Below are 12,252 nucleotides of genomic sequence, written 5' to 3'. Positions count from 1 at the left end.
CCCGGTCCGCAGCCGTCCGACCCCTTGGTGAACCCGTGACCGAAGCCTCCGCCGCACTCGCCCGAGCCGTACTCGCCGAACTTGGCTCCGTCGGGCCGTACTTCACCGTCCGGCACGGCGAACGGGACGACCCGGACGGGTTCGTCGCGCTGTCCGATCTGTACGGATCGGTGGACGGCGCGGAGGAGGGGTCGGAGGAGGGGGCGGACCACGGCCGCCCGGGCAGCGGTCCGCTCGATGTGTATGTGCGGCTGTACGCCCGGCGGATGGGCACCGACCAGCTCCGGGTGGCCGCTTCCACCCTCCACCTCGGGCTCGCCTCCCGCCTCTGGTCGCTCGCCGTCGGCGCGGCCGTACTCGGCGGCGGGCGCCTGCCCGACCTCGGCCCGGACCGGCTCCGCGTGCGCCTCACCGGCGACGAGCCGCTCGAACTGTGGCTGCCCGCACCGGTGCTCGCACCGCGAGCCGCACCGCAGGGCGCACATCAGACCGCACCGCAGGGCGTCCCCGCCGATGCCGTACGCGCTGCCGTGGGCCTCGCCCATCTGCGTCCGTTCGACGCGGCCCTGCGGACCCGGTACGGCCTCTCGCCGCACACGCTGCGGGGCAACGCGGCGTCCGCCCTGGTCGGAGCGGTGCGCGTACTGACCGGCCGGCGGCCGGACACCGAGGCGCGGGCCACCGCGCTGGCGGCCGCCGTGCTGGCGGGCGACCCCCTCGCGAGCAGCGGCGACTTCATCGTCGAGGAGGGCCTGGGCTTCGCGTTCCTGCGCAACAGCTGCTGCCTCTACTACCGGGCCCCGGGCGGCAGCCTCTGCGGCGACTGCGTACTGCGGCATCCGCTCAGCGGCCGGCCGCCGGCTAGGACCTGACCGGGACCGACCGCAGCCCACATGGCCGACGCCCGCCCCGTCGACGCCCAACTCAGTAAGAGTTTTCTGTAACTTGCAGGAAACTTTTGCGCAACCTCTTGAAGTGCTCATGCCTTAGCGGCAGGCTCCTCTGCGTCTCCCCCACGGCGGTCACCCGCACCCGGCCGCCCGGGACACCGCTCTGCCCCACGACGAAGGAGCAACACCGATGCGCAACCGTCTGATCGGCGTATCCATGGCCGGGGTGATGGCCGCCGGCGGCCTGCTCGCCCTCACCCCGCTGTCCGCGCAAGCCGCGCCGCCCGGCGACCGGAACGTCACCGCGACGCTCTTCGAGCGCCCGTACGCGGACGTCGGCAAGATCTGCACGGACTCGCTCGGCCCGTCCGGTTACGGATATGTCGAGGTGTCACCCGCCACCGAGCACATCGCGGGGCCCCAGTGGTGGACCTCGTACCAGCCGGTGAGTTACCGGATCGCCGGGCGGCTCGGGGACGCCGACGCGTTCCAGTCCATGGTGAGCGCGTGCCACGCGGCCGGCGTCAAGGTGATCGCCGACGCCGTCATCAACCACATGTCGTCCGGCTCGGGCACCGGGACCGGCGGCACGCAGTACAGCAAGTACGACTACCCGGGCACCTACAGCGACGCGGACTTCCACACGTGCCGCCAGGACATCACCGACTACACCAACCGCGAGAACGTCCAGACCTGCGAACTGGTCGGCCTGGCCGACCTCGACACGGGCAGCGACTACGTACGGACCACCATCGCCAACTACCTCACCGGCCTGCGGAAGATGGGCGTCGACGGATTCCGTATCGACGCGGCGAAGCACATGGCCGCCGCCGATCTGCAGGGCATCAGGAGCAAGATGGCCGACCCGGGCTTCTGGGTCTCCGAGGTCATCTACGGCAGCGGCGAGGCGGTGCAGCCCGATGAGTACACGGGCCTCGGCGACGTCGACGAGTTCCGCTACGGCACCCACATCAAGAGCGCCTTCCAGGGCGGCGACCTCGGCGGTCTGCAGAACGTCGCCGACGGGAAGCTGCCCGGTGACCAGGCCACCACGTTCGTCGACGACTGGGACACCGAGCGCAACGGCTCAACCCTCAGCTACAAGGACGGCGACACCTACAAGCTCGCCAACGCCTTCATGCTGGCGCACCCCTACGGCTCGCCGAACGTCTTCTCCGGCTACGAGTGGAGCGACCCGGACGCGGGCCCGCCCAGCGGCAGCGACGGCTGGACCAATATGCACGCGGACCCCGAGATCACCGGGATGGTCGGGTTCCACAACGCCGTCGGCGACGCGGCGGTGACCGACTGGTGGTCGCAGGGCAGCGCCATCGCGTTCGGACGCGGCGCCAAGGGCTTCGTCGCCCTCAACGACGGGGACGGCGACCTCCAGCAGACGTTCGCCACGTCACTGCCCGGCGGCACGTACTGCAACGTCGCCAAGGCGTCCGCCGACAACTGCGCGGGCAACACCGTGACGGTCGGCGACGACGGCAAGGTCACCGCGACGGTCCCGGCCAAGGGTGTGCTCGCCCTGGACACTGCCGCCACGTCGTAGGCCACGGAAGGCGAGGAGCCGGGGGAGGCGGCAGTGCGCTCATGTACTGTTGCCTCCCCACGCCCGTGGACCGTACCGAGGAGGTGAGCCCCATTACCGCTGTAGCAGGCCGGGCGCTCCCCCTCACGGCCGTGCGGTTCATCTGACCCAGGTGACCGAGGGAGCCCCACAGGTATCCCGAAAGGCTCATATGCCGGTCCCACCCGTACCACTGTCACCTCAGTCACATGAGTCACATGAGTCACCCCAGTCGCCGCTGCCGCTCCCCGCTGTCGTCGCCAGGCTCCGGGCCGCGGGCTGTGTCTTCGCCGAGGACGAGGCGGAGTTGCTCGTCTCCACCGCCCGGGACGCCGCCGAACTGGACGCCATGATCGACCGGCGCGCCCTGGGGCTCCCCCTCGAACACGTGCTGGGCTGGGCCGAGTTCTGCGGGCTCCGCGTCATGGTGGACGCCGGTGTCTTCGTACCCCGCCGGCGCACCGAGTTCCTGGTCGAGCAGGCCGTCGCCCTCGCCCCTCCGGGGGCCGTCGTGGTCGACCTGTGCTGCGGCTCGGGGGCCCTGGGCGCCGCGCTCGCCGCCGCGCTGGACGGGGCGGAACTGCACGCCGCCGATGTCGACCCGGCCGCGGTGCGCTGCGCCCGGCGCAATGTCGCCGCCGCCGGGGGCCGGGTGTACGAGGGCGACCTCTACGCGCCGCTGCCGCGGTCGCTGCGCGGGCGCGTCGACATCCTGCTGGCCAATGTGCCGTATGTGCCCACGGAGGAGATCGAGTTGCTGCCCGCCGAGGCCCGGGTGCACGAGGCACGTGTCGCGCTCGACGGCGGGGCGGACGGCCTCGACGTACTGCGGCGGGTGACCGCGGCGGCGCTGCCCTGGCTGGCGCCGGGCGGACACCTGCTGTTCGAGACCAGCGAACGGCAGGCGCCCGCGGCCGTACGGACCGTCACCGCGGACGGGCTGTCCGCGCGGGTGGCCGACTGCGCGGAGCGGTACGCCACGGTCGTCATCGGGGCACGCGGTACGGGCAGCCCGGCGACCGGGGCTGCCGCTGTGGTGCCCGGAATAGCCGACTGGTCGTAGCGGCGCCCCCTGAGCCTGTTTCCGGACGTGTCGGCGTACTCGACGACGAAGGAGAACGTATGGAGCCGGCAGAACTCCGCCGCGCAGTCGAAGCCGGACGGGTGACCGCTGCGGAGCTGGGCCTTCAGGCCGAGGATGCGGTCGTCATCCACAACTCGGACCGGGTCGTGCTGCGCCTGGTCCCTTGCGACGTGCTGGCTCGGGTCGCGCCTTCGGGGCAGCTGGCGGCTGCCGCGGGCGCCTTCTCCGCGGGCTCCTTCTCCGTCGGCGCCTTCTCCGTCGGCAGGGAAGAGAGCGTGTGACCGGCTGTGCGGCCGGTGGGCGGACCTGCTGTCCGCGGCCACCGGCCGGACAACGTGCGAGCGAGCTGGTGGGACGGGAGTGCTCAGAGGCCGTAGCGGATCAGGAAACGGACCATCCGGCAGGTGGCGTCGGACGGTGGGTGGATGCCCGCGAGGGCCGCGGTCGAGCGTATCTTCCGGTTCGGTGCCTGATCCGGACGGTAGACACCGGTGTCGAGCAGGGCGATGGCCAGGCGCATCGCCTTCAGCCTGCGGTTGTGCGAGACGTACCAATCACGTGGCTTCCCTGCGGGCAGCGGCTTCTTGACCAGGGACTGCGTCGGGAACACGGCTACGGCCATCGGCGACCTCCAGGCGCTGGTGACAGGGCCCTCACGGACCCTCACGAACTGCCCCCATTTTACTGCCGGGCACTGACAGAAGCCCCTGGTCGGCGGGGGTCCTGACAGCCCCTCGCGTACCTTGGGCCCCATGGAGATCTGGATCAATCCCGCCTGCTCGAAGTGCCGCGGCGCGGTGGACCTGCTGGACGCGGAAGGTGCTTCGTACACCGTCCGCCGCTACCTGGACGACGTGCCGGACGAGGACGAGATCCGGGCGGTGCTCGGCCGGCTCGGGCTCGAACCGTGGGACATCACCCGGACCCAGGAGCCGGACGCGAAGGCGCTCGGGCTGAAGGAGTGGCCGCGTGACGCGGAGGCGCGGGACCGGTGGATCGCCGCGCTGGCCGGGCATCCGAAGCTGATCCAGCGGCCCATCATCACGGCCGACGACGGCACGGCGGTGGTGGCACGCACGGAGGAAGCGGTACGGGACGCTCTCGGACGGTGAGCCCCGGCGGCGCGCGCCCGCCTGTCCACTCCGGCGGCGCGCGCCCGCCTGTCCGCTGCGGCGGTGGGCGCGTCCGCGGTGGTACGTGTGTCCCCTGTCCCCTGCGGTCCGCCCGGTCAGCGTTTCCCGGCCAGTTGGGACTCCGCCTCCGCCAGGATCTCGGTCAGCCGCAGTCCGAACCGTACGTCGCACGGGTGCGGTTCACCGGTGCGTACGGCCGCGAGCAGCGCGTCGACCGCCGCCGCGAACGGCACCCGCGCACCACCGCCCCGGCCTTCCGGCAGCACCGCGACCCCGTGCGTACCGCGGAACTCGACGGTCGCGCCCGCCGCGGCTGCGGGCGCGCTCAGGCTGAGCGTCGCCGAACTCGACGCACCCGAGGTGTGGCACAGCGCGAGGTGGACCGTGTCCTCTGCGCCGCCGGCCGCGGTGACCTCCGTCGCGTCCCCGAGGACCGGCAGCAGGACCGAGAGCGCGTGCGGGCCCACATCCCAGAGCCCGCCCTTCTCCCTGCGCCACGGCGAGGCCGCGTACGGGCTGTCGGCCCCGGGCGAGAAGAGCGCCCCCAGCCACTCCGCGCGGCCGGTGAACCAGCCGTCGAGGGCCGCCTGTCCGGCGATCCACTCGGCCACGCCCGGGGTGAAGCGCAGCGTGCAGAAGACCAGCGACGCGACACCGGAGCGCTCGGCCGCCGCGACGACCTCGCGTGCGCCGCCGGGTGTGGTGGCGACCGGTTTGTCGAGCAGCAGATGGCATCCGGCCGCCGCGGCGCGGGCCGCGAGCGGGGCCTGGATGTCCGGCGGCAGAGCCACCGCGACCGCGTCGCTCGCCGCGAACAGCGCGTCGGCGTCGTCGTACGCGGTCGTCCCGTGTTCGGCGGCCAGCGCGGCCGCCGCATCGGGGCGCCTGCCCCAGACCCCGCTGAACTCGATCTCCGGATGGGCGGCGAGCGCCGGTGCGTGGGTGGACAGCGCCCAGGGGCCGGTGCCGAGCAGACCGATGCGCGGCTTCGCGCTCGTGCTCGTGCTCGTATTCACACTCGTACGGGATGGCTTCGTCATACCGGACAGTGTCGGCCACGGGGCGGTGCCGGCCATGGGGCGGTGCCGGCCATGGCGCGCTGTCCGGTATCGGGCCGTACCGGCCGGCGGAACCGCCTTCCTTGCCGGGAGCCCTGCTGCTGCCCCGCCGCATCTGGTTCAATGGGCACATGGCCCGCTATCAGAACACCTCGACAGGTCGCTTCGACCTCGAACCGTTCTGGCCGTCCCGTCAGCACCACGACTTCGACCGAGTGTGTTGCCGTGCGACCCAGGCGCCGGCCCTCTAACGCCTCTTCCGATTCGAAGCCTTCGGCCGGCGCGCACGACGTACGTCCATCGACGACCTCTCCGCGCGAAAGAGCTGACCACTCATGGCTGACACCCGTTCCTTCTCCGCTGCCACCACCGCGACGGCCGCACCCGCCACGCCTCTTCCCACCCACCGGCACCGGCTGCGGTCCGTCGACCGTGACGAGGTGGTCCCCGTCGCCGACTTCCTGCCGCCGGGCGCCACCTGGCTGCCCGCGCCACAGCACACCCTGCCCACCGTGCCGGGACAGCCGCCGATGATCGGCTATCTGGTGCTCGTGCCCGCCGACCACCAGCCGGGTCCCGCAGGACCCGCCCCGGCCCCGCACACCTCGGCCCCCGAGGGCGCGGTGCGGATCGACAGTGCCGAGCGCACCGCATCGGTGGACGGGCGGGCGCTGGATCTGACGTATCTGGAGTTCGAGCTGCTCGCGCATCTCGTCGCGCACCCCCACCGGGTGCACAGCCGCGACCAGTTGGTGACCACGGTGTGGGGCTACGGGCACGTGGGCGACGGCCGGACGGTCGATGTCCATGTGGCCCGGCTGCGCCGCAAGCTGGGCGCCGAGCACCGGCACACCATCCGTACGGTGCGCCGCGTCGGGTACAAGTACGCGCCCTGATCCCACGCCCGGTATCCCGCCCTGCTCCCGTGCGCCCTCCCCGGCTGTCCCACAGCCCGGGAGGGCGCCGCACCGGCGGGTGTGCCGTGCGTACGGTCAGATGCCTGCCGGGACCTTCGGTGTCTCGCCCGGATCCAGGCCCTGCTCCGAGCCCTGCCGCGAGCCCTGCTCCAGGCCAGGCAACCGGGAAAGTCCCTTCGGCGTACGCCAGTTGCGCTCACCCAGCAGCGTCAGCACCGCGGGCAGCAGCACCATCCGCACCACGGTCGCGTCCAGCAGGACGGCCACCGCGAGGCCGACGCCCATCTGCTGCATGTCCTGCATGGAGAGCGAGCCGAAGACCGCGAACACCGCGACCATGATCACGGCTGCGCCGGTCACCGCGCCCGCGGTCCGCCGGATGCCCTCGTCGACCGCGTCCCTGGTGCTCAGCCCCCACTCCCACGCCTCCCGGATCCGGGACACCACGAACACGTGGTAGTCCATCGAGAGGCCGAAGAGGACGACCAGGACGAAGAGCGGCATCCAGGACTCGATCGCACCGGCCTTCTCCGAGCCGATCAGCGACGCGCCCCAGCCGTGCTGGAAGACCGCGACCATCACCCCGTAGGCGGCGGCCACCGAGAGCAGGTTGAGCAGGACCGACGTCAGCGCGATGACGTACGAGCGGAAGCAGAGGAGCATCAGCAGGAAGGTCACCACCGTGATGAAGGCGAAGACCGGCACGATGCCGTGCTTCAGCTGCCCGTTGAAGTCGACCGAATTCGCCAGTTCCCCGGTGACGTAGGCGTGGGCGCCGGTCCCGCCGAAGGCGGCGGGCAGCCGTACGTCCCGCAGCTCTGTCAGCCCGGCCCGGCCGGTGGGCAGCGGCACCTCGATCTCCGCGACGTTCTGCCGGCTGTGCACGGTCACCCGGTCGAAGCGGGCCAGCGCCTTGCGTACGCCCGGCGCTCCGATGTCGTCGGCCTTCACCACCACCGTGGCCGGCGCGGGGCCGCCGGGGAAGGTGTCCGCGATGTGGCGGTAGGCGACCGAAAGCTCGGACGCCGAGCCGAACTGCTTCTCCAGGCCCAGCTCTTCCGTCTTCATGCCGAGCGCCGGCGCGGCCAGGGCGAGCAGCACCACCACGGCTCCGGCCGCGAAGACCGCGGGGCGGGCCAGCACCGGCTTCAGCAGCCGCCCGGCCGTCGCGCCACTCTGCCGTACAACGCGACCCGCGCGCCCGCCTCGCACACCGCTCCCGCCTCGCACGCCCCGCCCGCCACGCCCAGCGCGTCCGCCACGCGCACCGCGCCCGCCGCGCCGGTTCAGCAGCGGGATCCGGCCCGCGTCGATCCGGTCGCCCAGCCAGGAGAGCAGCGCGGGCAGCACCGTCACCGAGCCGAGCATCGCGATGAAGACCACCAGGATGGTGGCGAGCGCGAAGCCCTTGAACAGCAACAGGCCGGACAGGAACATCCCGGCCATCGCCACCATCACGGTGACCCCGGAGACGAGCACGGCCCGGCCGCTGGTGGCGGCCGCGATGCGCAGCGCGGTCTCGGCGTCGCGCCCCGCGGCCCGCTCGTCCCGCTCGCGCCGCAGATAGAAGAGGCAGTAGTCGACGCCGACGGCGAAGCCCATCAGGAACATCACCGAGTACGTGGTCTGGAAGAGGTGCAGCTGGTGGCTGGCGAGCGACAGCAGCCCGAACGCCGCCATGCACGCCGTCAGCGCGAGCCCGACGGGCAGCAGCGCGGCCACCACGGCCCCGAAGGCCACCAGCAGGATGCCCAACGCCAGGGGTACGGCGGTGAATTCGGCCGTACCGAGGTCCTTGGACAGCAGGTCGCCGAGCCACTTGCCCGCGCTGGCGTCACCGAACTGGTAGATCCGCACGTCCGGCCGCCCGGCCCGCACACCGGACACGGCGTCGAGCACCGGTTGCACCCGGTCGGACGCGGTGTCGGCGGCGCCCTTCATCTCGAAGGTGATCAGCGCGTCCCTGCCGTCCTTCGACGGGACAGGCGCGGCGATGTTCCGTACCTCTCCGGTCTTCCCCACGGCCGCGGTGACCTCGTGGGCCGCCGCCTTCCAGCCGCCGGCGTCGCGGCCCGACACCATGACCATCTCGCCGGCGGGCCGGCTGAGACCGGCGTCCTCCAGGATGCGGGTGGCCCGGGCGGACTCGCCCGCGCCGTTCTCGGAGTCGGACATGTTCACCATGCCGGAGGCCCCGCCGATGCCCATGGCGAGCACCACGAACACCAGCCAGCCGAACACGGCCGTTCTGCGGTGGTGTGCACTCCACACACCGATACGTGCCGCGAGGTTGAGCCTCATGGCGATTTCGCCCCCAGATCCCGGATGTGAGCACCGGTTGATCGCTGTCGGTCTGATTGATCGCTGTCGGTCTGATTCGTTTCCACGCTAGGAAGGGACGGCGGGCGGTCCCAGCCGTCGGGGCCCCCGGTGCGGAGCCGTAGGGCGAAGGCCGGGGGGTGGTGCCAGCTACACCCCGGATCCGGGTGCGGAACCCAATGCCCCGGAGCCGCGTTGCGACCACACTGGTGTCCAGGCCGGCGATCTCCTGGCCAGGGACGAGAGGGACACCATGTTGACGACGAAGGCCCGCGACGCGGGGGTGGCGGCCGTACGGGGCCTGGCGCTGGCCCTGATGTCACTCGTCGGCTCGATCACGCTCTTCGTGCTGGCCGTCACATCGATCGCGCTGATCCCGGTCGGCATCGGTGTCTTCACCACGCCCGCGCTCCTGGGGCTGATCCGCTCGCACGCCGACCGGCGCCGGCTGCTGGCGGCCACCTGGGCGGACACCCGGATCCCGGTGGTGCGCCGGCCGCTGCCGCAGCACTCCCGGTCCGGGATAGCCGGTCAGGTGGAGCACTGCACGCTGCTGGTGAAGTCCCCGGCGACCTGGCGCGATCTGCGCTGGCTGCTGGTCGACATGACGGCGGGCGCGATCACGGCGCTGCTGCCGCTTTCGTTGTTCAGCGAGGGAGTCTTCGGCATCCTGCTGCTGCTCGGCCTGTGGAAGCCGGTCGTCAGGGCGGGCGGCGGGTACTGGTACGAGTTCGTCCGGGTCGACAGCTGGACCACGGCGGCGTTCGCGGCCCTGGTGGGCATCTGCTGGATCGCGGTCGGGCTGCGTTTCGCGCCGCGGCTGATCCGCGCCCACTTCGCCGTCACCAGGTGGGCGCTGGCCCCCACCCGGGAGGCCGAGCTGGGCGAGCGCATCGACCGGCTCACCGAGACCCGGCACGACGCCGTGGACACCTCGGCGGCCGAGCTGCGCCGGATCGAACGGGATCTGCACGACGGCGCGCAGGCCAGGCTGGTGGCCATGGGCATGAACCTGTCCACCATCGAGGCGCTCATCGAGAAGGACCCGGCGCAGGCGAAGAAGATGCTGTCGATGGCCCGCGCGTCGTCGGCCGAGGCCCTCACGGAACTGCGGGACCTGGTGCGGGGCATCCACCCGCCGGTGCTCGCGGAGCGTGGACTCGGTGACGCGGTCAGAGCCCTGGCGCTGCGGCTGCCCGTGGCGGCCGAGGTCGATGTGGACATGCCGGGCCGCGCGGAGGCCCCGGTCGAGTCCGCGGCGTACTTCGCGGTCAGCGAGGTCCTGACGAACGCCGTCAAGCACGCGCAGGCGGACCGGATCTGGGTCGACATCCACCACACCGCCGGGATGCTGCGGATGTCGGTCACGGACGACGGTCGCGGGGGTGCGTCGGTGGGAGCCGGTTCGGGACTGAGCGGAATCGAACGCCGACTGGGTACATTCGACGGCGTACTGGCCGTCAACAGTCCGGTGGGCGGCCCGACCATGGTGACGATGGAGATTCCGTGCGTGTTGTCCTCGCCGAAGACCTCTTCCTGCTGAGAGACGGCCTGGTCCGGATGTTGGAGGCGTACGACTTCGAGATCGCGGCCGCGGTCGAGACCGGACCCGAACTGACCAGGGCCTTCGCCGAATTGCAGCCGGACGTCGCCGTGGTCGACGTCCGGCTTCCGCCGTCCCACACGGACGAGGGCCTGCAGTGCGCGCTGGCCGCCCGCCGGGCCAGACCCGGGCTGCCGGTGCTTGTCCTGTCCCAGCATGTGGAGCAGCTGTACGCGCGCGAGCTGCTGGCGGACGGCACGGGCGGGGTGGGGTATCTGCTCAAGGACCGGGTGTTCGACGCCGACCAGTTCATCGACGCGGTACGCCGGGTGGCCGCGGGCGGGACCGCGATGGACCCGCAGGTGATCCAGCAGCTGCTGTCGCGGCGCTCCCAGGACAAGCCGGTGGGCAGCCTGACCCCGCGGGAGCTGGAGGTCATGGAGCTGATGGCGCAGGGGCGTTCCAACGCCGCCATCGCGGGCCAGCTCGTGGTGACCGAGCGGGCGGTGGCCAAGCACACGTCGAACATCTTCGGGAAGCTGAGCCTGCCGGTGTCGGACGACGACAACCGGCGGGTGCTCGCGGTGCTCGCCTATCTGGACCGGGGGTAGCAGCCGCCGGGCCCGGCGGCTCGCCCGCGCTCGGCCCGGCCCGGCCCGCCCAGCCGGTGCGCCTACTGCCGGGTGACCCGTACGCCGGTGACTCCCAGCAGTCCGGCCAGCGGGACCCGTGCCGTGGTCTGGTCCGGGGCCACCGCCAGGTGGTCCGCGCGCAGCAGATCCAGCAGCCGCTCGGCCAGCGGCATGACCATGTGCCGCCCCCAGCAACGCTCGTTGGCATGGCCGAAGGGGAGATATCCGGGGTGGTTGTCGGGGTCGGCGCCGGTCCACCGGTCCGGGCGGAACGTGTCGGGGTCGTCCCAGATATCGGGCGAGCGATGGGTGAGCAGGGGCAGCATGAGCACGTCGTCCCGCTCGCCGATCCGGTCGTCGAGCGCCGCGAACTCCGGGGAGGCCACCCGCAGCAGGTTCCAGGACGGCGGCAGCAGCCTGAGTGTCTCCAGCAGGATGTTCCGGTTGGACATGCCGTCGTCGAAGGGCGAGCCGAGCCAGAGCGCGTTGGCGACCAGCGTGGACACCGTGAAGCAGATGGGCGCCGCCGCCCGCCGGTACATGCCCATGGCGTGGCGCCGCTCCGCATAGGTCCCGGCCGCCGCGGTGAGCGCCGCCAGCCGCGACACCGGCGCGTCGGGCCCCGGTCCGCCCGGCAGCCCGGCGCCGGTCCCGATGACGGTCCAGGTGAGTGCGGTCGTCCATTCCAGCCTGCGGTCCACGAGCACGCGGTAGCGGAAGGGATCGGCGCCGAAAACCAGATCCCGCAGATAGTTGTGGCCCGCCTGCGGCCATTCACCGGAGAGATCGACGTCTTCGTGGTCCGGTTTTTTCAGCGCGTTTTTGACGTCCTGAGAGATGGCCCGCATGAGCGCGGACGATTCAGGCCGCGTTATGGACCTTCCTTTGAGTGGTTTGAACGTCGGCCGTTCGAATTCATTGGCCGGTCTGCTGCGGAGAATTTCATCGATCAGTTCAGGTCCTGCGACACCTATGGTCCCCGGGTCGAGACGGAATGCGTCCGCACTCCGGTACCTGCGCAGGAGATCATCGATTCTCGGTGTGAAGACCGTGGTCCTGGCACGCCTGTCCGTACCGGAAATGTTCATCGGGGATCTCCA

11 protein-coding genes and 1 pseudogene are annotated in these 12,252 nt (G+C 71.7%); 8 read left to right on the top strand and 4 right to left on the bottom strand.

Translation table 11 applies throughout. The features are described from left to right. The first annotated feature begins 35 nt into the window (after positions 1-35). From OG510_RS28130 to OG510_RS28115, 4 genes and pseudogenes are all read left to right on the top strand, one after another. Positions 36-872, top strand: coding sequence for a (2Fe-2S)-binding protein (locus OG510_RS28130; protein WP_406140503.1), 837 nt, complete (start codon positions 36-38; stop codon positions 870-872). 208 nt (positions 873-1,080) lie between these two features. Then, a complete protein-coding gene (locus tag OG510_RS28125; RefSeq protein WP_406140501.1) occupies positions 1,081-2,448 on the top strand; it encodes an alpha-amylase family protein in 1,368 nt (455 codons plus the stop codon). Positions 2,449-2,638: 190 nt separating this feature from the next. Next, on the top strand, positions 2,639-3,529 hold the full coding sequence (locus OG510_RS28120) for a putative protein N(5)-glutamine methyltransferase (RefSeq protein WP_406140499.1): 891 nt from the start codon (positions 2,639-2,641) through the stop codon (positions 3,527-3,529). A gap of 59 nt (positions 3,530-3,588) precedes the next feature. Beyond that, positions 3,589-3,756, top strand: a pseudogene (locus OG510_RS28115) (aminoglycoside phosphotransferase family protein); the annotation flags it as partial. Between the two features lie 158 nt (positions 3,757-3,914). On the opposite strand, the gene OG510_RS28110 reads toward OG510_RS28115, so the two are convergent. Next, positions 3,915-4,172, bottom strand: coding sequence for a hypothetical protein (locus OG510_RS28110; protein ID WP_406140497.1), 258 nt, complete (start codon positions 4,170-4,172; stop codon positions 3,915-3,917). A 130-nt stretch (positions 4,173-4,302) separates the two neighbouring features. On the opposite strand from OG510_RS28110, the gene OG510_RS28105 reads away from it, so the two are divergent. After that, positions 4,303-4,662 (top strand): ArsC/Spx/MgsR family protein, encoded by a 360-nt coding sequence (locus OG510_RS28105; protein WP_406140496.1) that lies wholly within the window; start codon positions 4,303-4,305, stop codon positions 4,660-4,662. A gap of 116 nt (positions 4,663-4,778) precedes the next feature. Here OG510_RS28105 and OG510_RS28100 read toward each other — a convergent pair whose 3' ends face one another. Further along, entirely contained in the window at positions 4,779-5,723 is a 945-nt protein-coding gene (locus OG510_RS28100) for a Gfo/Idh/MocA family protein (protein ID WP_406140494.1), read from the bottom strand. 353 nt (positions 5,724-6,076) lie between these two features. Here OG510_RS28100 and OG510_RS28095 point away from each other — a divergent pair, with 353 nt between their 5' ends. Further along, on the top strand, positions 6,077-6,637 hold the full coding sequence (locus OG510_RS28095) for a winged helix-turn-helix domain-containing protein (protein ID WP_406140492.1): 561 nt from the start codon (positions 6,077-6,079) through the stop codon (positions 6,635-6,637). A 96-nt stretch (positions 6,638-6,733) separates the two neighbouring features. Here the strand turns inward: OG510_RS28095 and OG510_RS28090 are convergent, their stop codons facing one another. Further along, on the bottom strand, positions 6,734-8,959 hold the full coding sequence (locus tag OG510_RS28090) for an MMPL family transporter (protein ID WP_406140491.1): 2,226 nt from the start codon (positions 8,957-8,959) through the stop codon (positions 6,734-6,736). Positions 8,960-9,230: 271 nt separating this feature from the next. Between OG510_RS28090 and OG510_RS28085 the strand changes: the two genes are divergently transcribed. Continuing rightward, complete coding sequence (locus OG510_RS28085) at positions 9,231-10,520, top strand: sensor histidine kinase (protein WP_406140490.1); 1,290 nt, start codon at positions 9,231-9,233, stop codon at positions 10,518-10,520. Further along, complete coding sequence (locus OG510_RS28080) at positions 10,484-11,131, top strand: LuxR C-terminal-related transcriptional regulator (RefSeq protein ID WP_406140489.1); 648 nt, start codon at positions 10,484-10,486, stop codon at positions 11,129-11,131. The genes OG510_RS28085 and OG510_RS28080 overlap by 37 nt, the downstream gene beginning before the upstream one ends. Before the next feature lie 62 nt (positions 11,132-11,193). On the opposite strand, the gene OG510_RS28075 is transcribed toward OG510_RS28080, so the two are convergent. Further along, positions 11,194-12,240, bottom strand: a complete 1,047-nt coding sequence (locus OG510_RS28075; protein WP_406140487.1) for a cytochrome P450 — start codon at positions 12,238-12,240, stop codon at positions 11,194-11,196. Positions 12,241-12,252 lie beyond the last annotated feature (12 nt).

The organism is Streptomyces sp. NBC_01089 (genome assembly GCF_045162975.1).
GTDB lineage: Bacteria > Actinomycetota > Actinomycetes > Streptomycetales > Streptomycetaceae > Streptomyces.
The sequence above is the reverse complement of the archived record's forward strand: the minus strand, read 5'-3'. Positions and strand labels throughout refer to the sequence as shown.

What these genes read in the sequence shown, in the direction of transcription:
- OG510_RS28090 (WP_406140491.1), bottom strand. Translation starts at nt 8,959, where the DNA reads ATGAGGCTCAACCTCGCGGCACGTATCGGTGTGTGGAGTGCACACCAC.
- OG510_RS28095 (WP_406140492.1), top strand. Translation starts at nt 6,077, where the DNA reads ATGGCTGACACCCGTTCCTTCTCCGCTGCCACCACCGCGACGGCCGCA.
- OG510_RS28085 (WP_406140490.1), top strand. Translation starts at nt 9,231, where the DNA reads ATGTTGACGACGAAGGCCCGCGACGCGGGGGTGGCGGCCGTACGGGGC.
- OG510_RS28125 (WP_406140501.1), top strand. Translation starts at nt 1,081, where the DNA reads ATGCGCAACCGTCTGATCGGCGTATCCATGGCCGGGGTGATGGCCGCC.
- OG510_RS28110 (WP_406140497.1), bottom strand. Translation starts at nt 4,172, where the DNA reads ATGGCCGTAGCCGTGTTCCCGACGCAGTCCCTGGTCAAGAAGCCGCTG.
- OG510_RS28075 (WP_406140487.1), bottom strand. Translation starts at nt 12,240, where the DNA reads ATGAACATTTCCGGTACGGACAGGCGTGCCAGGACCACGGTCTTCACA.
- OG510_RS28100 (WP_406140494.1), bottom strand. Translation starts at nt 5,723, where the DNA reads ATGACGAAGCCATCCCGTACGAGTGTGAATACGAGCACGAGCACGAGC.
- OG510_RS28120 (WP_406140499.1), top strand. Translation starts at nt 2,639, where the DNA reads ATGCCGGTCCCACCCGTACCACTGTCACCTCAGTCACATGAGTCACAT.
- OG510_RS28105 (WP_406140496.1), top strand. Translation starts at nt 4,303, where the DNA reads ATGGAGATCTGGATCAATCCCGCCTGCTCGAAGTGCCGCGGCGCGGTG.